Source organism: Bacillus massiliigorillae (assembly GCF_000380245.2).
Taxonomy (GTDB): domain Bacteria; phylum Bacillota; class Bacilli; order Bacillales; family DSM-1321; genus Bacillus_AD; species Bacillus_AD massiliigorillae.
Genome location: NZ_HG428741.1, coordinates 2,279,561 through 2,304,237, shown reverse-complemented (window position 1 = coordinate 2,304,237; position 24,677 = coordinate 2,279,561). Strand labels below are relative to the sequence as shown.

Genomic DNA, 24,677 nt, shown 5'->3' with positions numbered 1-24,677 from the left:
AGTCTTTTTTTGTAATTATAATCATTGGGTATCTTTTGGAATAGGTATTTGACTACACAGAAATATCTGATTTTATAGAAGTGTCTAGTTCTATAGTTTTGCTAGGAGCAGCCAATGTTTGTTCGGCTTTTTGCTTAGGAATTAATAAACTGATGATAAAAACAAGTGCGAATATTCCTATGATAATATAAGCAGAATATTGCAATGCTGTAGTCAATCCTTCTGCAGTAGCTTTCGTCATTAAATCTTGAAATGTAATGCCTAAGGATTGTAGTTCATTAGCCAGGCTTTGTTCAATTTTTGTACCTCCACTTATTCTCGCTTGTTCAAGGGCTCCCATTACGTTAGAGCTAATGCCTTCTAATTTGGATATATCGCTCAAAGAAGATTTTGTAAAAGCATCGGTGAAAGATGAGAAGATGATAATACCTGTAACTGAACCAAGAGGTGTACCTAAATCTCGAAAAGTTGTGAAGACACCTGAACCAGCACCGAGCTTGTCAGCTGGAATAGTGCTTAATGTATATTTCATTAGTATAGGTGTAATGGCTCCTTGACTAAACCCAAGTATAATAGAGAGTATTGTAATATAGGAAAATGATGTGTATACATTAATCATTGAGAATACGAAAATAGTTACAATCGGAATAAGATAGATGAAATTTACTAATTTCTTATTATTAATTTTATCTGCTAGCTTTCCAATTAGGATAGCTCCAACTACGCCTCCAGCATAAATAATGGTGTAGAACAAACCTACATTAGATACATCCCTACCAGGGCTTGAAGATATAAAAAAGTTCATTATATAAATGAAAGATTGATATCCTGCTACAGTAAGAAGGTTCATAATCATGGCGAGCGCAAATAATCGTTTTTTAAAGAGTGATAGTTCAACAATTGGATTGGCTATTCGGTTTTCTACAATCCATAAAGCAATAGCCGCTACGACTCCAAGAGCAAGTGTACCTAATGTATACGGTGAGGCAGCCCCAAAACTTTTAACGAGTGTGGAAACAGAAAGCATGCTTCCGGCACAGATAAATAATAGAAATGCACCAAGTAAATCGAAAGATCGTGTTTTCTCTCCTTTGGATTCCACAATAAACATTTTTATTACAATAAAACCAAGAATAGCGAGGACTGCACTTACCCAATAGATGATAGGCCATCCGTATATTTTTATTAAGTATCCAGCAATTACTGCTCCAGTCATGGAACCACAGCCTTGCACAGCTGTGAAAATACCGGTTGCGAATCCTCGTTTCTCAGGTGGAAAGATGATGCTAATGTAGGCCATAGCTACTGGTAAAATACAAGAAACAGCAAAGCCTTGAAAGACACGTGCAATTAGAAAAAAAGAAAAATTAGGACTGATTGCTGCAGCAACTTCAGAAACAGCAAAGATTACCATACCGAATAGGAGGATTTTTTTCCTTCCAAACTGATCAGCAAATCTGCCCATTATTGGATAAAAGGATGCTGAAGTAATATAAAAAGACAGAATGATGAGACCTGCTAAATATGTCGGAAGTTCAAAATGTTGTGAAATACTTGGAATGGCAGGAGCTTGAAAAACCATAGCTTCGATACATATAAAAGAACCAAATAACAAAGCGATAAATTGAATCCATTGTGAGCGTTGAACTTTATTCTCCATAAAACACCCCTCGAAATATATTGATTTTTCAACTAATTCCTAACCTATCACCTGAAAGCGTTTCCAAATGTATGGAAATATACCTCCCTTCGATGCTGTAAAGTTATAAATCAACAGCACGTACTGTTTGTTAGATTATAAAAAGGGATGTGTGTATAATCAACACCAAAATAACGTGATAATGTTGTTAAAACGATACTTTTTGCAAAATGATAGGTTAAAAGCAAAATAAACTACAAAAGAGGGGGGGATGTAGTTTATTTATTTAGTACATAATTTTGAGTTGTCTAACCTTACACCTGTCACAATTGGTCATAAGCCAACCCATGTTGAAAATCCAATAGCTCGCCTAGCCTTGCATGTGTCTCCTTTTTGGCTGCAAATACGAAAAATCAGTGTTTAAAATAAATATTTTGTTAAATTCTTTTGCAATATAATCTGGATTGTATTTGTTTTCAGTATGAACTAGCCAATGATGTATGAATCCTACAATGATGGATGCTATATAGTTTGCGAAGAAGCCATGGTTCATATTGAGCTGATTAGAGGAATCTTGTTCCTCTTTTATTTTTTTTAGATAAAAATCGTATAAAGCTTCTGAAAGTCGATAGGAGAAATTAGGAACATGATGATAATTCATTAATGTTTTAAAGAAGGAAGAGTTTTCGGATACATATGTGAAAAGTTGGAGTGATGAATGTTGAGTAATTCCATATTGTGTGGATGTTTTGGACGTAGGGCTAACATCATGTGTCATACTAGTAATCATTCCATTTAATAGTTCATCAATCATACAAGATAAAAGCTCCTCTTTATCACGAAAATGTGCATAGAAGGTGGAACGATTTAAATCGGAGCGATTTACAAGATCTGTAATGGTGATATCACTAAATTTTTTTTCGTTTAAGAGTGAAATTAGAGATTGCTTTAATAATTTTTTTGATCTTCTAATTCTACGATCTACTTTACTATTTTTCATTTGTTCTCCTCTCACGAAACATTTTTTTTATTTTTTTTAACAATACAAATATTGCAATGACGCTCTTGAATGTATGTTTTCCAACATGGTGTATTATAAATTTTCTGAAAATTTAGAAAATGATATTGCGTATTTAGGAATTGTAGATTATTATATACGCAACAGAGATAGAAAGCAAAATAAAAATGAAGAGATAAGGAATCAATAAATTTGGAGGTGAAATAGAAGTTGAATGCTTATTTATTACTTCAAATATCAGCGAGTATCGTGCCTGATCAGGAAATCATTACGTTTGGTGAGCAAAGACTTACGTATTCAGAGTTACTTGATCGAACGGGGCGCTTAGCTGAAACACTAGCATCATACGGTGTTAAGCGGGGCGACAGAGTTGGATTTATTGCAACAAGTTGCTCTGAAATGGTTGAAAGCTTCTTTGCTGCTTTTCAATTAGGTGCTGTTATTGTACCAATCAATTATCGAGCTAAAACGGATGAACTTTCCTTTATGATTCAAGATGCAAGTATAAAAGTCTTGATTACTGAACATCGATACGCGGAGTTAATCGCACCAGTTTTTAAAGAGAGTGGCGTTCATAAAGTTATTTGCATTGGTGAATCTCACTCGATTGGACCTAATTATGAAGAGGCTCTTGAAGGTGCATTAGAACCTATGTGGGATTTTGCAGATGTTGATGATTCTGATTTGGCAGTTCTACTTTATACAAGTGGCACTACTAATACTCCAAAAGGCGTCATGATTACATATGGGCAGTTAACTAACTATGTGATGAATCATGTGGAAGCGGCAGATGGAACAGAACGAGGTGCTACTATCATTTCTGTACCTAGCTATCACGTTTCTGGAGCGACTAGTATTTGTAATTCTATCTACCATGGGCGAAGGTTAATATTGTTAAGTCAATTTGATGCTAATGAGTGGTTACTAGCAGTAGAAAATGAAAGCGCTACCCATGCCTTTTTGGTTCCAACAATGTTAAAGCGTGTAATGGATCATCCAGGTTTTAGTTCTACTAATCTTAGCTCCCTTGAAAGTCTATCCTATGGTGCAGCACCGATGCCTTTTCCAGTAATACGACGGGCAATCGACCTCTTTCCATCCTCAACAGAATTTGCTAACGGCTTCGGGATGACTGAAACAACTTCTACAGTTTCAGTTCTTGGTCCAGAAGATCATAAATTGATTGGTACCGCCGAGGAAATTGATAAAAAAATTAAACGACTATCTTCAGTAGGAAAACCTCTATCTAACGTTGACATTATGGTTCTTGATAATAACGGTTCTCCAGTTGCAATAAATGAAATTGGGCATGTATATATTCGTACACAGAAGGCGATGAAAGGTTATTGGAATCGTCCAGATGCATCAAAAGAAACGCTTGTAAATGGATGGGTCAATACACATGATATGGGTTGGTTAGATGAAGACGGCTATCTTTTCTTAAATGGTCGTAGCTCTGATATGGTGATACGCGGTGGGGAAAATATCTCGCCTGCAGAGATTGAAAATGTCTTCATTTCACATCCAGACGTTGCTGATGTAGCAGTAATAGGTATACCTAGTTTGGAGTGGGGAGAAGAAGTAATGGCTGTTGTTGTAGCACAAAATGTAGATGAACCACCTAGCGTTGAGGATCTTCTAACCTATTGTAAAGATCGTTTAGCTAGTTTCAAACGACCGTCAAGCATCGTTTTTTCTTCAGAACTTCCACGAACGCCAACTGGAAAAATCCTAAAAAGAGATTTAAAAGAACGCTATATAACGAGCGATTCAACAAAGTGATTTTCGGCGATAATCGCCTAAATATAAGCTTTTAATACTAGTAAAGAGGTGATAGAAATGCGTTTTGATTTAACAGAAGAACAACAACAATTGAAACAAGAGATTCGGACATATTTGGAAACTCATATTACACCTGAATTATTAGAAGAAGTGAAAGAAAACCCTGAAGGTGGTCCTCTATGGAGAGAATATATTAGACAAATGGGTAAGGATGGTTGGCTTGGAATAGGTTGGCCAGTTGAATATGGTGGGCAAGGAAGAACGCCGTTAGAACAATATATTTTCTTAGAAGAAGTAGATCGATCAGGTGTCATTATTCCATTCATTACATTGGAAACGGTTGGTCCAACTCTAATGAAACTTGGCTCCAAACAACAAAAGGAATACTTCTTGCCCAAAATTCTTAAAGGGGAAGTAGAGATTGCAGTTGGATATTCTGAACCACAAGCAGGCACTGATCTTGCTGCACTGGAAACACGAGCTGAAAAAGATGGAGATGACTATATTATTAATGGGCAAAAAGTTTTTACTACAATGGCTCATGTTGCTGATTATATTTGGCTTGCAGCAAGAACAGATCTTGATGCGCCTAAGCATAAAGGGATTTCCATTTTTCTAGTGCCAACGAATACACCTGGCTTTTCAGTGACACCAATGAATCTAATGGGAGAAAAATCGAATGTTAGTTATTACGACAATGTTCGGGTTCCGAAAGATGCACTTGTCGGTGAAGAGAACATGGGCTGGAACTATATTACGACACAACTTTCTTTAGAAAGGCTAATGCTTTCAACATATTCGAAGATGAAGCGAACAGTGGAAGAAACCATTGAATGGGCGAAAGAAACAATTATTGAAGGTAAGCCAGTATTTGAACAAGAATGGGTTCAAGAACGATTGGCGGAATTATCAGTGAAAATTGCTGTGCTGAAAAACTTAAATTATCGTGCAGCTTGGAGTCATGCGAATGAGCCGGCAGCTCATTATCGTCCATCCATGAATAAAGTTTACGCCGCCGAGCTTCATCAGGAAGTATACGATATATGTATGCAAATTATGGGTATGCATGGTCAATTACTACCTGATTCAAAAGATGCGCCTATTAATGGAAGGGCAGCAGCTTTAGCACAGAAGCAAGTTGTATTCTTATTCGGTGGCGGTGCAAGTGAGGTAATGCGTGATCTTATTGCAAGATTCGCTTTAGGATTACCAAAAACACAATGAAAGCGTTAATGATAGAGCTTAAAGAAGGAGGAATTATTAAATGGCAATAGCTGAAGCGAAAATTCAAGAACATGTAGGAGTTGTATCTGAGCGGATTGAAGGTCCTGATGCAGTGTGTAAACAGATGATTCGTCATTGGTGTGAAGTAATGCAAGATGCAAATCCATTATATTCAGATGAGGAATATGCAAAGTCATCTAAATATGGTGAAATCATTGCTCCACCGATGCAGGTGCAGGTTTATACAATGAGTCCACTTTGGCCTGCAGAAGAAAGAGAGCCAAGCCCGATGGAAAGACTTGTTGCACTTTTGGATCAAGAAGGCTATTCGTCAATTGTTGCTACAGAGCAAGGGCAAGAGTATTTTGCACCTATGAAGGTAGGCGATGTAATTAGTTATACAATTTCTGTTCATAAAGTGTCACCTGAGAAAATGACAGTTCGTGGTCCAGGGTATTTTGTGACATTTCTTTATACATTTATGAATCAACGAGATGAAGTAGTTTGCAAGCAAACCTTTACGATTCTCGCATATAATTCGATTTCGAACGAATAGGAGGAATGAAAATGAACACAATGAGTTCAGCAACTGTTAATTGGAATGAAATTGAAGTAGGGTACGAATTGCCCTCTCACACAAGAGATATTACGGCTGCTTTAGTAGTTGGAGGCGCCATTTCTGCAACGCATGATTATGCACTTGTTCACCATGATCATCGCGAAGCTCGCAAGGCAGCTGCGGAAGATGTGTTTATGAATATTTTGACGACAAATGGCTTAATCGGTAAGTATTTAACAGATTGGTGTGGACCGACTGGCGAAATAAAAAGTATAGTCTTACGATTAGCAGTGCCGAATTATCCAGGTGATCAAATGACAATTACAGGTCAAGTAACAAAAAAATATCAAGAAGAAGGTAATAATTTAGTAGAAATAGAGTTTGTCGGTAAGAACAGCATTGGAAATCATGCTTCAGGAAAGGCCATTGTAGCTCTGTAATTCGAAAGGAGGAAAAGAATTGGAAAACATTTGTGATAAAACCGCGATAGTGGGTATTGGGGAAACAGAATTTAGTAAAAGCTGTGGTCGAAGTGAGCTTCAAATGGCTTGTGAAGCTATATTGGCAGCGGTTGAAGATGCAGGCTTAGCGATTGATGATATTGATGGAATTGTCAATTATACATTGGATACTGGAGCTGAGCAGGTAGATATTGTTAAGGCATTAGGCATACCAAACCTCAGTTTCTTTAGCAAAATTCCGTATGGAGGTGGCGCTAATTGTGGGACTGTTGCACATGCTGTAGCTGCAGTTGCATCTGGGCTAGCTAATTATGTTGTGTGTGTACGTTCTATTAGAGATGCTTCAGGTCCTGTAAAGTATGGTGATTTCGAGCCAACTCGAGTATCTGACCTTACGTATATGGGCATGTATCATCCATTTGGATTATTAACACCTGTTTCATGGGATGGCATGTTCGCACAACGTTATATGTATGAAAACAATATCAAAGATGGACAGTTTGCTCCTATTGCACTTGTTAATCGTGAAAACGCTAACCGTAATCCAAAAGCACAATTTTATGATCGCAAACTAACATTGGAAGAATATATGAATTCACCTATAAATGTTGCGCCACTTCGTCGTCATGATAGCTGTTTAAGCTCGGATGGAGCAGTTGCACTCATTGTAACAACAGCAGAAAGAGCAAAGGATTTAAAACAGCGCCCTGCTTATATTTCTGGTGCGATTCAAGCGACGGCATCGAATGGTGAAATGATGACAAGTTACTATCGTCCAGAAATATCAACATTTGCAGAAATTGAAACGTATGGGAAAAGATTATTCCATATGGCGGGTATCTCTCCTTGGGAAATTGATGTAGCACAAATTTACGATGCGTTTAGCCCACTTGTTCCGATGCAATTAGAAGCGCTTGGCTTTGTTGGCAAAGGAGAAGGAATTGATTTCATTCAAGGAGGAGATCGAATTCGTCCTAATGGGGAACTGCCAATTAATACGGCAGGTGGACTAATGTCGGAAGCATATATTCATGGAATGAATTTAATTACGGAAGGTGTGCGCCAAATTCGAGGAACATCTACCACTCAAATTAAAGATGCTGAGCTTTGCTTAGTGACAGGAGGACCAGGGGTTCCTTCAAGTGGTCTTATACTAAAAAGGAGGTAACGATAGATATGGTTCAATATAACGAAGGTATTACTCCGCCTAGACCAATGGTGGATGCAGATAGTTTACCGTTTTGGAAAGTATTGCAGGAAACGAAACAACTTCACTTTCAAAGATGTGGAGATTGTAAAGAATTAATGCACCCACCACGACCAGTATGTCATAAATGCCATAGCTTCAATATGGAATGGGTACCTACAACTGGAAAGGGGAAGATTTATAGTTATGTAGTATACCATCGTCCAGTTCATCCAGCTTTTAAAGTTCCTTATGAAGTTGTACTTGTCGAATTAGATGAAGGTGTTCGTATCGTTTCGAATATGATTGATTGTGAACCGGATGAAATCTATATTGGAATGCCTGTAGAAGTGGTTATTGATCAGGTTTTTGAAGATTTACCCTTGCCAAAGTTTAAGCGTCAAAATACGTAAAGAGAGAGGTGTAATACTATGGATTTTGCTTTAAATGAAATTCAAGAAGTGTTCAAAAGTACAGCGAATAAATTCTTTAAAGAGAAATGTACCATAACAGCTCTTCGTGCGGCAGAAGCTAGCGAATATCATTATTCACCTACTTTTTATAAAGAAATAGCGGAGATGGGCTTCTTAGGGCTAGTGATTCCAGAAGAATATGGTGGAGCTGACGGTAGCTTAATAGATTTAGCCTTAGTCGTTGAAGAAGCGGGGGCTGCTATTTTCTCTTCACCTTTTGCCTCAACACTTGCGTACGGAGTGCTTCCAATTCTAAAATTCGGTACAGAAAATCAAAAACGTGAGCTTCTTCCGAAAATTGCCGAAGGAAAACTCATAGTTACAGGTGCTATGTCAGAGTCTCAAGCTCATTATGATTTATCCTATATCACAGCTACTGCCGTAGAAGAAGGAGGTACATACTCTCTTACTGGTAAAAAGATGTTTGTACCATATGCACCGAATGCGGATTATTTCTTAACATTAGCGAGAACGACTGAATCTCATAATGCAAGTAATAAAGGCTTGAGTCTATTCCTTGTAAAAGGAAATCAAGCTGGTATTCAAATTAATCCATTACAAACCATTGGTTCAGATGGATTGTATGAGGTTGAGTTTGAAGGAGTAACTGTAACAGATGCAGATATACTTGGTTCTATTAACGAAGGATGGAATCTTGTTCAGCAAACAATAGAGTTGGCAACAGCTCTTCAATGTATTGAACTAACAGGTCTACTTCATAGAGCTACACAGGTGACGAATGATTATGTAAAAGAACGCCATCAGTTTAAGCGTCCGATTGGTAGTTTTCAATCTGTCCAACATCGTCTAGCCGATATGTACACGATTGTAGAAGGAGGACGCTTAGCTGCTTATCATGCGATTTCAAGATTGGACGAAGGAGTATCTGCTGAGACTGAAGTAGCAATTGCAAAAGCATTTATATGTAAGGAAGGACAAAAAGTATTAGTAGGTGCACATCAATTGCATGGTGGTATGGGGATTGATATGGACTATCCACTACAATTTTGTTTCAGAAGATTCAAAACAATGCAATTGAATCTTGGTCCTGCACATGTTCATATAAAGAAAGTGGCTAAATCCCTTGGGAATGAATCCGCTTCTGTAGCCCAATTAGTGAATTAAGTAATGTAGTATATTTCGATATTAATATGTAATGCAAGAAAAAAGGGGAACATCGTACTTATGAAAAATTGTAATGCGTAGCTCCTCTTTTTTCTTACAAAAAAGAATAGAGGTGGAATATTATGGTTGATAAAGCTCTTTCAGGAACAAAGGTCATTGATCTTTCATGGAATATAGCAGGTCCTTATTGTACAAAATTATTAGCTGATTATGGAGCAGAAGTCATCAAAATTGAACAACCAAAAGTAGGTGATCCCTCAAGGCTAGATGGCCCATTTCCGAATGATGAAGTGAATATAGAAGCAAGTGGATTATTTGCATATTTAAACAACAATAAGTCTGGTATAACTCTTAACTTAAAAACAGAACGTGGTGCATCTATATTAAAAGAGCTAGTGAAAGAAGCAGACATACTAGTAGAGAACTTCTCTCCCAAAGTGTTATCTAGTATGGGATTAGGTTATGAAGAGCTGAAAGAGATAAATCCAAGATTAGTTATGACATCTATTACAAGTTTCGGTCAGAGTGGGGACTACCAGGACTATAAGGCTACAGAGCTAATTACTCAAGCTATGAGCGGTTTTATAAGTCAAATTGGTGAGATGTCGAGAGAACCATTACGTGCGGGTGGTCCGTTAAGGTTGTTAGAGTATGCGGCTGGTACTTTTGCAGCTACAGCTACTTTGGCTGCTATCTTCGGAAGACGAGCAACGAATGAAGGTAAGCATGTGGATGTATCCATTGCAGAATGTGGAGTATTACAAATGCCATATCGTAATGTTCAACATTCATTTACAACATGTGCTTCTTTCGAGGAACGTTATATTTCATTACCAAGTATTGAAAAATGCAAGGATGGCTATATCGGAATTAATTTATTATCGGGACAGCATTGGCAAGATTTTTGTTTTATGACTGAAATGTATGACTGGGTAGAAGATCCTCGATTCATGGAATTATTTAGACGTGCTGAAAATAAAGAAGTATTTCGAGAAAGATTCGATAAATGGTTAATAGAGCATACAAAAGAAGAAATTATTCAGTTAGGAATAGAGTGGAGAATTCCGATTACTCCTATTTTAACATTTGAGGAGATGCTTAGCTTTCCTCAATATAAGGAACGTGAATTCTTTGTCAAGGTTGATCATCCAGTGATGGGGGAAGTTGAACAACCAGGTGCTCCATTCCGTTTATCAAAATCTCCATGGAGTATTGATAAAATAGCGCCGTTATTAGGAGAAGATAACAAGCATGTATTTGGTGACATTCTTGGATATTCTGAGGAAGAAATAAAAGAAATGTCAGCAAAAGGAATAATTTAAAGGGGGCAATACTTATGACATTACCTTTAGAAGGAATTCGAATTGTTGACTTAACCATGTGGTGGTCAGGTCCTATGTGTACATCATATTTAGGTTCTTTAGGAGCGGAAGTGATAAAAATTGAGTCCATTCAACGTCCAGATGGCTTTCGCTATTCGATGTCTTCTCCTGGAGAGAATTGGTGGGAATTAGGACCACAGTTTAATGTAGCAAATGCAAATAAAAAAGGCATTACATTAAACTTAAATGATCCTGAAGGCATGAAGTTGTTAAAGGAATTAGTCGCAAAGAGTGATGCTGTGATTGAGAATTCTTCACCACGTGTAATGGAGAATTTCGGACTTTCATATGAAAAATTATGCGAAATAAATCCTTCTATTATTATGGTATCAATGCCTGCCTATGGAAGAACAGGACCAAATCGTGATCAACCTGGTTTTGCTTTTACATTCGAAATATTGTCTGGAATTGTTCAAGTAAACGGATACCGCGATGATAATCCTATGACTATAGGGGGAGCAGGAGATGTAATCTCTGGTGTCCATACAGCTTTTTCCTTATTAACGGCTTTGCAACATCGAGAAAGAACAGGTGAAGGACAGCTGGTGGAGGTAGCTCAAGTAGAAGGCTGTGCGAATTACATGGGTCAACAAATTGCTGATGCTTCTATGAATGGTCGCAATTGGGGACGTCTAGGAAATCGCCAACCAAATATGGCTCCACATGGTGTCTATCGTTGTAAAGGGGAGGATGCATGGGTTGCAATTGCGGTTGCAAATGATCAGGAGTGGAAGCAATTTTGCGAAGCGTCTGGAAATCCTTCTTGGACTAAAGATGAGAGATTTAACACGATACAAAGCCGATATGAAAATCATGATGAATTAGATATTTTTATAGAAAATTGGACTTCACAGCTTAAAAATAATGAAGTGGCAACTAGACTTCAAGAAGTTGGTGTAAGCGCAGGTCCAGTTGTTCATGTAAATGATACGGAAGCGGCGCCATACTTTCAAGACTTCTTCCAACCTGTCACCCATCCACTGAATGGAACACATTTATATCCAACATGGCCTGTCAAATTCTCTGGTCAAAGACTTGAACATCGATCTCCTGCTCCTTTATTAGGGCAGCATAATGAAGATGTATTAAAGAATATACTAAATCTCTCAGATGAAGAAGTAGTAAAGTTAGTTAATGCTGATGTAATTGGTAATGTCCCGCTTGGTGTAAAACAATAAATTAGAATGGGAGGAAATATGATTATGGCAATGAAAATTGGAGCTAAATTAGTTTGTCCGAAATGTCAGAGTGAATTTATTGTAACAAAATTAGCAGCGAATGCTGAATTAAAATGCTGTGGAGAGACTATTCAAGAGAAGCAATCAATGCCTAAATAAAGATAAACAAAAGAAAGGATGGTTTATTATGGCTAATCAATTAGGAAAGCGTTTGCAATGTAAAGAATGTGGGATTGAAGTGTTATGTACTAAAGCAGGAGAAGGTAGTATTCAATGCTGTGGAGCTGTAATGGAATTGAAAAAACCAGTAGCTCTTCCAACTGCAGATTAAGAGAGTAGAAGAATAAAACACTAGTCACTTCATTCAATTTATACATCGATGTTACGAAGGAGGGTTGGAGATTGGAGAGGCTTGAAAAGAGTTTATTAAGTGGAATGAGAATACTTGAATTAACATATGGTCCTTCTGGTAGTTATGCGGGACGCTTATATGCTGAAAGTGGTGCACAAGTTACTAAAATATGTAGTAAATCATATGTCTTATCGTCATTTAGAGATAAGGGCAAAGCTATTCAGTATACGAAAACTGATACGGAATTTCATGCAGTCGTAGTTGATTTGCTTCATTTCGATTGGGATATCATTATATGGGACCGCCATTGTAATAACGAGTTAACTAATCACTTGAAATCGTTTCTACAAAAAAATAATAGTCACTGTACTTGTATTGGAATTTATATGGATTTTCCGATAGGCATTAGTTTGGATGAAGAAGATTCTCTACAAGCGGTGAGTGGTTGGATGGAACTAACAGGAAGTCCAGATCGAACACCTTTACAAGTTGGAGGAAGCTCAGCAACTAGCATAATCGGTGCTCATGCAGCTACAGCGGGATTACTTGCTTTAGTAACTATGGAGCATCAGCAAAATCAAATAGTTCAAATCAATGCTCTTTCTATTTGTGTAAGTACATTAGAAGGAGCATACTCAACTTATTTGGATACTGGTCAATTACGAGGAAGAATAGGAAACCGTCATCATTCATTAGCACCTATGGCCATATTACCAAGTAGGGATGGTTGGGTATTTGTTGGAGCACCTGTTGATGAGAAGTGGAATTTGTTAGAGGGCTGGGCAGAACTAGTTCATCAGTCAGAATGGATAAATGCAGATAATCGAATGTCGTATTGTCAACGTCTTGAAGAGGAATTAAGCAAATGGACATCAACAATGAGCAGCAATGAACTGTTTCATACAGGTCAAGCATTTAGAATGCCATTTGCTATGGTGCAAACACTTGAAGAAGTACGGGATTGTCCACATCTGAAAGAAAGAAGCTTCTGGAGTACAAATAATCTTGGTCAGAGTGAAATGCGTTTACCGTGGATGATTCACTTGAATAATGATGGTAACGAGCTGAAATCAAATCGAGTGCAGAAAAACAAACCTTTCAGAATACTAGATTTGACGAGTATGTGGTCTGGTCCTTACTGTACAAGACTATTTGCAGACTTAGGGATAGAGGTTGTCAAAATTGAAGCACCACATCGTCCGGACGGTATTCGGTCAAATCAAGGAATAGATGCTCCGTTCTTTAGAGAATTAAATCGAAATAAATTAGCTATTGAATTGGATTTGAATGCAGAAGAAGATCGTCATAAATTTCTTGAATTATTGAAAAGCAGTGATGTGGTCGTAGATAACTTCAGTCCTCGAGTAATGCCGAATTTTGGATTGCAAAGTGAAAAACTCTGGAGGCATCAGCCTGAACTGATACATCTTTCATTATCCGCTTTTGGGCAAACGGGTCCTTATCGTGATTATGTAGGCTACGGTCCGACGTTGGAAGTCATGTCGGGTATAGCATCTTTAACACATTATGATGATGGCAACCCTTGGCTTCCAGGTTTTTCGATAAGTGATATAGGGGCTGGTATCCACGGTGCTTTCGCTCTAGTTTCAGCATTGTATTATCGTCAAACAAATAGAGTTGGTATTAGAATTGATCTTTCACAATATGAGGCTGCTTGTCAGTTTATAGGTGAGAATGTAATCGATTCTAAATTACCTGAAAAGTTGGAAGATAACGAGAAGATTAGGAATCTACAGGATGTTGTAAATGACAAGCAAGTACACAAAGTCTTGTTTAAAGATGGATCTTCATCGATTGGTATGCCATGGGAGTGTGAAAGTTGGAGCGTTCCGATGAGACCACCACCAGAAGTAGGAGAGCATACAAAATATATAGATACATTTCTTAAACAGATGATATCTTCTACATAGTTTGCCTGTTTTAATCTAATAGGGAGTTGGAGGTTTTCACTATGAAATATCACTATCTTGAGGTATGGATTGAAGAACAAATCGCGTATGTTAAACTTAACAATCCGAATGACAGAAATAGTTTTCTACCTGAGTTGTCTCAGGAATTATTAAATGTGGCAAATGAATGTATTGAAAATGAAGCCATTAAGGTAATTGTCTTAGGGGCCAATGGACTTGATTTTTCAATAGGTTTAAATCCTAATATTGTTCAATATGATTCGGAAGAAGAAGCGTATTCACCTGTTGTGCTTGCAAGTGCAGCTATCGAACAATGGGCTCGTATTCCGTTTCCAATTGTTGTAGCTATTAATGGGCACTGTGCATCATTAGGACTTAGTTTAGCGTGTGTAGGAGATATTCGCTATGCAACAGATCAAGCCACATTTTATATACCTGAAGCAACTTGGGGAGTTGTTCCAGCGGGTGGTGTAACGCAACGTCTTCCAAGATTAATAGGCAAGGGACCTGCTATGAATATGTTATTAGGTGGAGAAGCGATACAAGTAAACCAAGCTCTTGAACTAGGTTTAATAAATAAACAAGTAAGTGCTACTAGTTTATGGGAGGAAGCTTGTGATTACGCTAAAAAACTAGCAGAAATGTCCACTCTATCGATGCAATACACGAAGGAATGCCTTGTAAAAGGAAGTGAAATGTCGTTTGAACAGGCGTTACGATTAGAGCTAGATGTCTATATGTTATTACAAACGAGTGAAGATCGTATGGAAGGTGTTCAAGCCTTTTTAGAGAAACGAACACCGCAATTTAAAGGTAAATAGATATGGCTGTAGGGAGGGGAATATATGAGTCAATATGAACCAGTGATACGATTTGAGAAGGATGAGCAAATAGCAATTATTACATTAAATCGGCCTGATAAATTAAATGCCTTTAGTGTTGAGATGAGAGATCAATTGTATGAAATCATTTGTATTGTTCGAGATGATCCTACAATACATGCAGTGGTACTTTGTGGCGAAGGGAGAGGTTTTTGTGCAGGAGCAGATTTAACAGAATTCGGTACAAATCCAACTGTAATTCAAAAGCGAAGAATAAGGCTGCAACGAGACTTATGGGAGGAAATCCGTCGTTTACCAAAACCCATAGCTGTTGCCTTGCATGGATTTGCAGTTGGGTCAGGTCTTGAGATGGCTATGCTTTGTGATTTTCGTTTTGCAACACCAGGAACGCAATTAGCTCTTCCCGAAGCAAAGTTAGGTATGCTTCCTGCGGCTGGTGGTACACAAAGTTTACCAAGACTTGTTTCGCAAGGACTAGCATTAGATTTTGCCTTTAGTGGTCATCGTATTACGGCTGAAGAAGGTTATAAAAAGAAGTTAATTAGTAAAATAGTAGCGAAGGAAGAGTTATTGGATACAGTAATTCAATATATGAAAACGATAGTTTCACAAAGTGGTAAGTCAGCTAGTTGGATTAAGTCATTAGTTGCAAATAGTATAGATATTTCGCTGTCACAAGGTATTTTAAAGGAGCGAGTGCTTGTTGAAAGATCGTGGACTGAGAGAAGGAAATGACCAAAGTATTAAGCGACCAATTCTTTGATACTTGTAAATCTTTCTAAGTTAATAGAATAGTCGCTTGAATAGATGGACTGAAATTCAATTATTGTTCGTAGATTGTTTCCGAATCTTTTTTTAACATATATTCATTTGATATTTTTTCAGAATAATTCTTTATTAATTCAATGAACTCTTGTTGTTTTTCAGTAGTTAGACGTGTCGAGGGAAGAAGAATATTTAACACTGCAGTTGGTTCCTCACCTAGGCCCCATATCGGTGCTGATATTGCACTTGAATCGGGGAATCCTTCACCTAAGCTAACTGCATAGCCCTTTTCTTTCACTTCTTCTAATTCTTTTAGAATGAGCTGTTCATCTGTAATGGTATCGGGTGTGAATGTTTTAAATTGTGTTTTTTTTAAGTAATTATCAATATCAACTGATGCCATGTGAGCCATATGCACCTTACCAGCAGCACCCAAGTATAGCTCTACTTCATCTCCAAAAGGACTCGTTACTTTAACAGGATAAGTGCTATGTACACCACTTAAGAAAAAATAATTATTTCCTGAACGAATGGAAATATAGACAGATTCATTTGTCATATTGGCTAGTTCTTGTACGAATGGCTCTGAAATTGTAATAATATCATTCACTTGGAATTTATGAACTAACTGGAATAGGATAGGACCTGGATAATATTTTTTGGTTTTAGCATCTTTCACCAAGAAGCCACGATCTACCATTGTAGCAGCCAGACGAAAGGCAGCTGTTTTACTTACACCTGTTTCACGCTCTATATCAATGAGTCCAACTGAGTCATATTTAAGAAATAAAGCTAAGAGTGACATTGCATTATCTACTGTACTTAATCGATGTGTTGCCTGTTTTGAAGACATGTAATCCCCCGTTAATAAAAAACTGATTTTTCAATCTCTTTTAAATATATTATACTGCAATCAGAAAAAAATGACAAATAAGGCAATAAAGAGGGGGTGACTTAATACTGCTTCATGTAAGCGATTTTTCCATCTAGCCACGTTTGATTAACTTGAATTTCACTAAGTTTTTTAATTGAGCATGTTAGTGGATTGTCCTCTATTAAAATAAAGTCGGCGTGAAATCCGGGATGAATCATCCCACGTTTCATTTCCCAGCCAGCTGCCCGTGCAGCAGTAGTTGTATAAAGTTCTAATGACTCCCATCGGCTAAGTTTTTCATCAACGGAAAGAACTTTACCGCTTATTGTTTTTCTAGTACAAGCCGTTCCTATGCCTATCCACGGATCAAATGACGCAACTGGGGCATCTGAGCCAGCAGCTACTGTTATGTTATTAGCTCGTAAGCTGTTCATTCTATATAACCAGCTTTGCTCAGATGAATCAACATCTTTTAAGTAACGGTCACCATGATGATAAATTAAACTCGGATTTGTTACGACCATGACACCTAACTCATGAATGTCAGATAAAAAGCCATCTGGACATAAACTTAAATGCTCAAGTCGATGTAGCATAGTATGGTTTGGAACGAGTTCTTTAGCATAACGAATAGCGTCTAATGCTGACCATACCATTTCAGGTGTTACTACATGGATGGCTAAAGGAATCTGTTGTTGAGCTGCTTTAAGTGCAATTACTCTTAGTTCATCAGGGGATGGTACTAAGTCAGGATTTGCTTCAATCACAACTTTAATAGCTCCAATTTCTAATTTATCATATACATCGGCTGCTACACATTGTTGATAATGGTGTGTAAGAATAGCGTGATGTTCGATATCTGCCATTAATTGAATGGCAATCTTCCAAAAATCGTTAACACAGTTATTCCAAAACTGTAAATCGAACAATGTATTAGTGGGAGTAGCATCTTGAACAGCTGTTATGCCCTTACTTAATAACTTTGTATGTAATTGTTCTGCACCTATTTGAAGTTCTTGTGTTGTGAGTGGTTGTACGAATTTTTTAGATAACCAAGCATCTCCCCCATAGATAACGCCTGTAGGTAAACCATTATGATCACGTTCTACTGTAATACCAGATGGGTCTTTTGATGAGGAATTAATTCCTGTTAGGGAAAGTGCAGCACTATTTAGAACGGATACATGTCTAGTAATATGCCGTAGTCGAATAGGATGTTGTGACGTTGCTTTATCCAGATCCCAACGTGTAGGATGTCGTTGTTCTTCAAGATGAAAAGGGTCATATCCAGTCGCACGAATCCAAGCCCCAGCTTCTAGTTGATTGGCTTTATTGCGTAGAGCATTAACGATTTCTGAGATATTTTGAACATCGTCTCTACCACAATGAACGGAATGATCATGACTGATTTGAGCGCGAAGGTGACAATGTGCATCTATTAATCCTGGTAATAATGTCATTCCTTGACCATCGATATGAGTGCCGTTTACAGCAAGTGGCCATGTAGTTTCTTCATCTAATAACCCAATAAACTTTCCATCTTTAACTGCAATTCCTTTTGCTTTGGGATGACTACGATTCATAGTTAGTACTAATACATTATCAATAATGACGTCAGCAGGTATTTGCTGCATAGTGATAGAACCTCCTTTTAATCGAAGAATGTTAGTTATGTGGGATTATATTAAAAATTTAAAATATTATCAATAATTAAACGAATGTGGAGGGAATAAAATGAAACTTAAAGATAAAGTAGCTTTTGTTACGGGTGGGTCATCGGGGATTGGTAGAGGAATTTGTCATGCCTTCGCTAAAGAAGGAGCATCTATCGTGTTTATTGGATTAAATGCAGATAAGGGAAAAAGAACCGAGCAGGAATTGGTTGATTTAGGATGTAATGCACTATACATTCAAGCAGATTTATCAGATCGAAAAGTTTTGCCTAGCTTAATTGAAAGAACGATTGAGAAGTTTGGAAAGTTAGATATTTTAGTTAACAATGCTCATTCCTCCAAAACCGTAACCATTGAAGAAACAACAGAAGAAATCATGGATTTATCTTTAAATACAGGATTATGGGCGACTTTTATACTAATGCAGAGTGCTCTTCCTTATTTAAAAGAAACACAGGGAACTGTTATTAATTTCGCATCGGGTGCTGGTTTAGATGGATTAGCAAGACAGGCTTCCTACGCTGCATCCAAGGAAGCAGTACGAGCTATAACACGTGTTGCAGCGAATGAATGGGGAAGATATGGTATAAACGTAAATGTAATTGCACCATTAGCAAATTCTCCTGGAGTGGATGAAATGAAAGAAACGCATCCAAATGCGTACGATAAAATGCTTTCGCTCATACCATTACGACGTATGGGAGATTGTGAGAAAGATATTGGCAGAGTGGCTGTTTTTTTAGCAAGTAGCGATGCAGAGTATATTACCGGACATACGTTAATGGTAGATGGAGGAACTGTGAAAGCTCGATAAGGAGGTGCAAATAGTGCTGAATAAAATAACAGATCATGTATATCAACTGCAAGTTCCAATTCCATATGATTTGGGAGAAGTGAAGTGTTATATAGTTGAAGGAGAAAATGGCTATACCATTGTGGATACAGGTGATAATATAGAAGATGCGATTACATTATGGAAACAAGTACTTCCAAAAGATAAGAAGATTGAAAAAGTTGTATTGACTCATGCGCATTTGGACCATATTGGATTGGCTAGATGGTTTCAAAAGAATTACAATGCAGCTATTTGGATGTCAAAAGCTGGTTACGAAGAAAAGAAAAAAATTCAGTCCATGTTTAAAGGAAAAAAATACAATAGTCCACTTTCTGTTTTATTTCGTGTAAATGGTGGACCAGAGCATCCGGAAGAAGATGAAGTTCATCATAGATTTGATGCTTATGAATTTGAACCTGATTATGTTTTCGAAGAAGGAGAAATCATTCAAATAGGCGATTATAATTTTGAAACTATTTGGACACCAGGACATTCGCCCGATCATTTTTCTTTTTATAATCATAGCCATCAAATTCTTTTTGTAGGTGATCATATACTAAACTCTTTAAATCCTATCGTTATGGCTCAACATATGGATGAAAATCCATTACAACTTTATCTTCATGCTCTTGATAAAGTGCAGCAATATTCAACGAAGTATGTTCTTCCGGGCCATGGTGACCTTATAACGAACTTATCTTCTCGAATAGAAGTTATGAAATCTCACTATAAAAAAAGGTGGATGCAAATTCATAATGCACTCAAAGAAGATGGTAGAACCGCCTTTCAAATCTCACAAAGCATTTATGGAACAGAACTTCCAATCGAACGAAAGATGTCAGCTTTTCTTCAAACAATCACCAATTTGATTTACTTGCTTTCAATTGATGAAATTGTAATGAAAAAACAAAAGGATTTTATCTATTTTTATCCAAAGACCTCTAGGTAGTTAAAGGAAGAGTTTTAGAGTGTAATTATATAAGTGGGCTGACTATTATTTCAAAAGTCAGCCATTTTTTGTAATCTTTCATTTTCCTCGTTGAGATTCAATAAGAAAAAAATTACAATAAATACATATATATGAATTTTCGAATAATTGTTGGGGGTGTTTGATTGGAAACAGTATTGGTGAAGCAAAAACCAAAACGCAGTAAGAAAAAAATCGCTTTGTGGATTAGTGGGGTAATTGTTTTTTTACTTATTGCCATTGCAATTGGAATTAACATATATATTTCACGATCATTGCCTCAAATCGAAGGAGAAATCAAGCTAGACGTACTGAAAGAACCTGTCAAAGTTGTAAGGGATGATGACGGTGTGCCTCATATCACCGCGAAGAATGAACATGATTTGTATATAGCCCAAGGATATGTACAAGCTCAGGATCGACTGTTTCAAATGGATTTAAGTAGAAGGCAAGCTTCAGGTAGATTAAGTGAAGTAATTGGCGAGATGACGATTGATAAGGATAAGTATTTTCGTACCATAGGTTTAAGACGGGCAGCTGAGAGCTCATATTCACAATATTCTAGTGAAGCGAAGGAAGTATTGAAGCAATTTGCACAAGGAGTTAACTTATATATTGAAGAATTGCGGAACAATGGGAAATGGCCAATTGAATTCACGATATTAGGTTATAAGCCTGAAAAATGGACAGAAATTGATTCGTTAACAATCGGTAAGTATATGGCATTTGATCTTGGTGGTAACTGGGATGATCAAGCATTTAGATCCTATTTATTACAAAATTTCTCTAAGGAGAAAGCATATGATCTTTTCCCTACTTATCCAAAGGATGCACCATACATTATTGAAAAAGAAGAGTTAGATATTGCCGCTAATTTCGCAAGCGTTGTTATTCCTTATGATTTAAATGGTAGTAATAATTGGGTCATTAGTGGGGAAAAAACAAAGAGCGGGAAACCGTTATTAGCGAATGATCCTCATCTTTCTTTAGCAACACCTGCTATATGGTATCAGATGCAACTAGAGGCACCTACGGTTAATGTAGGCGGTGTTATCTTTGCTGGAATTCCAGGTATTATTCTAGGTAATAATGAGAAGATTGCATGGGGTGTTACGAATACGGGTCCCGATGTGCAAGATTTGTATATAGAGAAAAGAAATCCAGCTAATAAAAATGAATTTTCCTATAATAATAAGTGGGAAAAAGCAACTGTTGTGAAAGAACCGATTAAGGTTAAGAACCAAGATACTATTGACTATGAAGTAACGATTACAAGACACGGTCCAATTGTAACGGAACTTGTTGACCCATCCAAGTCAGGGACTGTATTGTCATTGCGTTGGACGGCACTAGACCCTACAACGGAATTGGAAGCAATTATGAATATGAATAAAGCAAGTAATTGGGCAGAATTCGAAAAGGCATTAGAAAAATTCCATTCGCCGACTCAGAATTTTGTATATGCAGACCAACAAGGTACCATTGCATATAAAGCTAATGGAAAAATACCAATTCGTAAAAAGGGTGATGGATTAATTCCTGTTCCTGGATGGACAGATGAATATGAATGGAAGGGATACATTCCATTTAATGAACTTCCCCGAGTGGTAAACCCAAAAGAAGGGTTTATAGCAACAGCTAATAATAAAGTCATCTCAGATGAATATCCATATTTTATTAGTAATCAATGGGCACAGCCTTACCGTGAGCAAAGAATAAAGGAAGTATTAAGTTCTAAAGATAAACTTACTGTAAAAGATATGAAATCGTTACAAATGGATATAGTGAACTTGCAAGCAAAGGAATTTGTACCCCTGTTTATGAAGGAATTAAACGAAAATAAAGATAAAGAAATCCAGCAAGCGCTTGAAATTCTGAAAGGTTGGGACTTTAAAGATGATAAAGAAGCGTCAGCTCCGTTAATCTTTAATATATGGATTACAAAAATTCCATTAGTTTTATTTGAAGATCAAATTCCGTCAGAAAATTACGAATTATTTAAAGGGAGAAAGCCTGTATTAGATCAAATTGTTCGAAATGCATTAGCTGGTAATCCTGGTCCGTGGATTAAAGAATATGGTGGTATAGCGAAATTATTAGAGGATTCCCTTCAATTAGCTTTGAAGGATATTAAAGAATCACAAGGTAATGATATAAAAGATTGGACGTGGGGCGAATATCATCAAGTTCATTTCGACCACCCTCTTTCTAGCGTTTCTCCACTTCAATATGTATTTAATAGTAAGGGAGGAGTACCAGCAAATGGAAGCGGTGTGACTGTTCAAGCTGCTGGATTTAAGACAGATGGTACAACTGACCATGGTGCCTCATGGCGTTTTGTCGCAGATTTAAGTGATTTATCTGTTACAAATCATTTAGTTGGACCTGGGCAATCTGGTCATTTAAAAAGTAAATGGTATAGTGACCAATTAGAAAAATGGGTTGATGGAACGTATCATCAAACCTCTTTTAAGAATGTTAAAGGAAGTGTATTAACTTTAACACCATAAATAAAAATGAGAACTATTTCGTAATGAATTAGTTCTCGTTTTTATTTACATAGATGAGCTATACAATTCTAGCGTTGCTAAACTATACAATAATCAAAAAGAATCAGTGTTGATTTTTTAATAAATGTTACATATTTTCAATAATTAAGTATAAATGGATATATTTGATTGTTACTGAAATTCTTCTGCGCTAAAATAAGAGGATAGCTTTATTGGGAGAATGTTATAGATTCTACATACCTAGATTGGAAGCAGGGGGGGAACATGGTTTGATTAAAAAAATAATTTCAGGATTTGTCTTACTTTTGCTCATTTCTGTAGCCATTGTAAATGCTATGGAGGAGAAAAAAGAACCGAATTTACCAGGGCTAGAAGTAGGTGAAAAAGCACCAAATTTTACACTTGAAAATCTTAAAGGTGAAAAAGTATCTTTATCAGATTATAAAGGACAAACGGTTATCGTAAATTTTTGGGCAACTTGGTGTCCACCATGTCGAAAAGAAATGCCTGATTTAGAGAAGTTATATCAACAAAACAATAGCAATGTAGAAATACTTGCTGTAAATACAGATACGAATAATGATGTTGCATCATTTGTTAAGAGCATGAATCTTACATTTCCAATATTATTAGATCACCAAGCAGATGTATCTGGTCAATATGATATTATTTCTTTCCCTACTACATATATCATTGATAAAAAAGGGGTTATAGTGAAAAAACAGATTGGTGAATTATCATTTGAGCGCTTGAATGAAATGATGAGTGAAATATAAACGTGAAGAATCAGTATGCAATTAATAATCAGAAAAAACAGAATTATAAGATTTGTAACAATAATGACATAAATACTCAGTCTTTTGCCCATAATAAGTATTATCATAAAGGATAAGTAGGTGATAATATGAAGAAAAGACGGAAGCTTTCTTTTGAAGATTTAGTTTTGGAAAATAAAAACGAATTATTAAAGGATATGAAAGCTCTAGAACGAATTGAAAGTAAATTAGAAAAAAGACATTTAGAAAAAGCTGAATAAAGAGTACATGTTTTTGCTTCTTTCGTAAAGAATAGAAGTAAGGAGGGTGTATATATGGGTAATCCAAAAAAAGATTCAAAACATTTTGCGCCAAATCATATTGGTACAAAGTCACGTTCAGCTGGTGGCAATAAAGGAAAGCAAATGCAGGACCAGTCAGGTCAGCATGCTCAAGTAATCCAAACAAAAGGTGAATAGGCACCTATATATCTAAAAGTGCAAATAAAGGATAAGAGTGCTCTTGAATAGAGCTCTCTTATTCTTTTTTATTTTCTGAAAAAAATTCCTAAGGGATACTTTTACAGAAAATTTTCTACTATGTTAAAATAATAAAGTGAAACTTTGATATGTTTAGAGGATGTTTTACACATTAATTATTAATGATGGATACGAAAGCTAATCTCTAGTGTATAAAAGAAAGGGGAACTATTGTAATGCTTATTTCGAAAAAAGAGATAGAAGTTCGTTATGCAGAAACAGATCAAATGGGTGTTGTTTATCATGCTAACTACATCGTTTGGTTAGAGTTAGGACGAACACAAATCGTAAAGGACTTAGGTTTTAATTATAGTGAATTAGAGGAATTGGGTTATGTGTCCCCTGTACTAGAAGTGCATGTTTCTTATAAGAAATCGTTAAAATATGGAGAAACAGCAACCGTACATACATGGATTGAAGAATATTCACCTACACGAACTACATATGGTTACGAGATTTACAATGAGAAAGGTGAGCTTGCTGTTACAGCGACAACACTGAATATTGTTGTAAAGAAAGAGACATTCCGACCAATTTCCATGAAGCGCTACTTCCCAGAATGGCATGAAGTGTATGAGAAGAATAAGAAGCAAAAATAGAAATTTAA

The 24,677-nt window shown here is 36.7% G+C and carries 25 protein-coding genes; 21 read left to right on the top strand and 4 right to left on the bottom strand.

Features of this window, described 5'->3' with window-relative positions:
• Positions 1 to 52 precede the first annotated feature (52 nt).
• Positions 53 to 1,660: an MFS transporter gene (locus tag TX86_RS10640; protein ID WP_042348710.1), complete on the bottom strand. Its 1,608-nt coding sequence runs from the start codon at positions 1,658 to 1,660 to the stop codon at positions 53 to 55.
• A 349-nt stretch (positions 1,661 to 2,009) separates the two neighbouring features.
• Positions 2,010 to 2,639 (bottom strand): TetR/AcrR family transcriptional regulator, encoded by a 630-nt coding sequence (locus TX86_RS10635; RefSeq protein ID WP_042348709.1) that lies wholly within the window; start codon positions 2,637 to 2,639, stop codon positions 2,010 to 2,012.
• 228 nt (positions 2,640 to 2,867) lie between these two features.
• Between TX86_RS10635 and TX86_RS10630 the strand changes: the two genes are divergently transcribed.
• The 14 genes from TX86_RS10630 to TX86_RS10575 all read left to right on the top strand — a co-directional run bounded on the left by TX86_RS10630 (position 2,868) and on the right by TX86_RS10575 (position 15,887).
• Complete coding sequence (locus TX86_RS10630) at positions 2,868 to 4,439, top strand: class I adenylate-forming enzyme family protein (protein ID WP_042348707.1); 1,572 nt, start codon at positions 2,868 to 2,870, stop codon at positions 4,437 to 4,439.
• Between the two features lie 57 nt (positions 4,440 to 4,496).
• The gene (locus TX86_RS10625; protein ID WP_042348705.1) at positions 4,497 to 5,663 is read left to right on the top strand and encodes an acyl-CoA dehydrogenase family protein; all 1,167 of its coding nucleotides are present in this window, start codon (positions 4,497 to 4,499) and stop codon (positions 5,661 to 5,663) included.
• Between the two features lie 40 nt (positions 5,664 to 5,703).
• Positions 5,704 to 6,219 carry a MaoC family dehydratase gene (locus TX86_RS10620; protein WP_052343637.1) on the top strand — a complete coding sequence of 172 codons (516 nt, stop codon included), beginning with the start codon at positions 5,704 to 5,706 and terminating at the stop codon, positions 6,217 to 6,219.
• An 11-nt stretch (positions 6,220 to 6,230) separates the two neighbouring features.
• Positions 6,231 to 6,662 (top strand): hotdog family protein, encoded by a 432-nt coding sequence (locus TX86_RS10615; RefSeq protein WP_042348704.1) that lies wholly within the window; start codon positions 6,231 to 6,233, stop codon positions 6,660 to 6,662.
• A gap of 19 nt (positions 6,663 to 6,681) precedes the next feature.
• Positions 6,682 to 7,851: a thiolase C-terminal domain-containing protein gene (locus TX86_RS10610; RefSeq protein WP_042348702.1), complete on the top strand. Its 1,170-nt coding sequence runs from the start codon at positions 6,682 to 6,684 to the stop codon at positions 7,849 to 7,851.
• An 8-nt stretch (positions 7,852 to 7,859) separates the two neighbouring features.
• The gene (locus TX86_RS10605; protein ID WP_042348701.1) at positions 7,860 to 8,282 is read left to right on the top strand and encodes a Zn-ribbon domain-containing OB-fold protein; all 423 of its coding nucleotides are present in this window, start codon (positions 7,860 to 7,862) and stop codon (positions 8,280 to 8,282) included.
• A gap of 18 nt (positions 8,283 to 8,300) precedes the next feature.
• Positions 8,301 to 9,467, top strand: coding sequence for an acyl-CoA dehydrogenase family protein (locus TX86_RS10600; protein ID WP_042348700.1), 1,167 nt, complete (start codon positions 8,301 to 8,303; stop codon positions 9,465 to 9,467).
• A gap of 122 nt (positions 9,468 to 9,589) precedes the next feature.
• Positions 9,590 to 10,789, top strand: a complete 1,200-nt coding sequence (locus TX86_RS10595) for a CaiB/BaiF CoA transferase family protein (protein WP_042348699.1) — start codon at positions 9,590 to 9,592, stop codon at positions 10,787 to 10,789.
• 14 nt (positions 10,790 to 10,803) lie between these two features.
• Positions 10,804 to 12,027 carry a CaiB/BaiF CoA transferase family protein gene (locus TX86_RS10590; RefSeq protein WP_052343635.1) on the top strand — a complete coding sequence of 408 codons (1,224 nt, stop codon included), beginning with the start codon at positions 10,804 to 10,806 and terminating at the stop codon, positions 12,025 to 12,027.
• A gap of 24 nt (positions 12,028 to 12,051) precedes the next feature.
• Positions 12,052 to 12,186, top strand: coding sequence for a hypothetical protein (locus TX86_RS27445; protein ID WP_268258249.1), 135 nt, complete (start codon positions 12,052 to 12,054; stop codon positions 12,184 to 12,186).
• A 28-nt stretch (positions 12,187 to 12,214) separates the two neighbouring features.
• Entirely contained in the window at positions 12,215 to 12,358 is a 144-nt protein-coding gene (locus tag TX86_RS27020; RefSeq protein ID WP_195892889.1) for a hypothetical protein, read from the top strand.
• Positions 12,359 to 12,429: 71 nt separating this feature from the next.
• Positions 12,430 to 14,310, top strand: a complete 1,881-nt coding sequence (locus tag TX86_RS10585; protein ID WP_042348698.1) for a CoA transferase — start codon at positions 12,430 to 12,432, stop codon at positions 14,308 to 14,310.
• Positions 14,311 to 14,351: 41 nt separating this feature from the next.
• The gene (locus tag TX86_RS25765; protein WP_052343634.1) at positions 14,352 to 15,131 is read left to right on the top strand and encodes an enoyl-CoA hydratase/isomerase family protein; all 780 of its coding nucleotides are present in this window, start codon (positions 14,352 to 14,354) and stop codon (positions 15,129 to 15,131) included.
• Between the two features lie 24 nt (positions 15,132 to 15,155).
• Entirely contained in the window at positions 15,156 to 15,887 is a 732-nt protein-coding gene (locus TX86_RS10575) for an enoyl-CoA hydratase/isomerase family protein (RefSeq protein ID WP_042348696.1), read from the top strand.
• Between the two features lie 88 nt (positions 15,888 to 15,975).
• On the opposite strand, the gene TX86_RS10570 is transcribed toward TX86_RS10575, so the two are convergent.
• Positions 15,976 to 16,770, bottom strand: coding sequence for an IclR family transcriptional regulator (locus TX86_RS10570; protein WP_042348694.1), 795 nt, complete (start codon positions 16,768 to 16,770; stop codon positions 15,976 to 15,978).
• Between the two features lie 101 nt (positions 16,771 to 16,871).
• Entirely contained in the window at positions 16,872 to 18,425 is a 1,554-nt protein-coding gene (locus TX86_RS10565) for an amidohydrolase (RefSeq protein WP_042348692.1), read from the bottom strand.
• A gap of 100 nt (positions 18,426 to 18,525) precedes the next feature.
• Here TX86_RS10565 and TX86_RS10560 point away from each other — a divergent pair, with 100 nt between their 5' ends.
• The 7 genes from TX86_RS10560 (at position 18,526) to TX86_RS10535 (ending at position 24,669) form a co-directional block, all read left to right on the top strand.
• Positions 18,526 to 19,278, top strand: coding sequence for an SDR family NAD(P)-dependent oxidoreductase (locus tag TX86_RS10560; protein ID WP_042348691.1), 753 nt, complete (start codon positions 18,526 to 18,528; stop codon positions 19,276 to 19,278).
• 13 nt (positions 19,279 to 19,291) lie between these two features.
• The gene (locus TX86_RS10555) at positions 19,292 to 20,248 is read left to right on the top strand and encodes an MBL fold metallo-hydrolase (protein ID WP_042348690.1); all 957 of its coding nucleotides are present in this window, start codon (positions 19,292 to 19,294) and stop codon (positions 20,246 to 20,248) included.
• A 164-nt stretch (positions 20,249 to 20,412) separates the two neighbouring features.
• Entirely contained in the window at positions 20,413 to 22,776 is a 2,364-nt protein-coding gene (locus TX86_RS10550; RefSeq protein ID WP_042348689.1) for a penicillin acylase family protein, read from the top strand.
• A 269-nt stretch (positions 22,777 to 23,045) separates the two neighbouring features.
• The gene (locus tag TX86_RS10545; RefSeq protein WP_042348687.1) at positions 23,046 to 23,552 is read left to right on the top strand and encodes a peroxiredoxin family protein; all 507 of its coding nucleotides are present in this window, start codon (positions 23,046 to 23,048) and stop codon (positions 23,550 to 23,552) included.
• Between the two features lie 128 nt (positions 23,553 to 23,680).
• Positions 23,681 to 23,812 carry an FbpB family small basic protein gene (locus TX86_RS26265; RefSeq protein ID WP_081707630.1) on the top strand — a complete coding sequence of 44 codons (132 nt, stop codon included), beginning with the start codon at positions 23,681 to 23,683 and terminating at the stop codon, positions 23,810 to 23,812.
• Positions 23,813 to 23,866: 54 nt separating this feature from the next.
• The gene (locus tag TX86_RS10540) at positions 23,867 to 24,010 is read left to right on the top strand and encodes an acid-soluble spore protein N (RefSeq protein WP_042348685.1); all 144 of its coding nucleotides are present in this window, start codon (positions 23,867 to 23,869) and stop codon (positions 24,008 to 24,010) included.
• Positions 24,011 to 24,246: 236 nt separating this feature from the next.
• Positions 24,247 to 24,669 (top strand): acyl-CoA thioesterase, encoded by a 423-nt coding sequence (locus TX86_RS10535; RefSeq protein WP_042348684.1) that lies wholly within the window; start codon positions 24,247 to 24,249, stop codon positions 24,667 to 24,669.
• Positions 24,670 to 24,677: the final 8 nt, after the last annotated feature.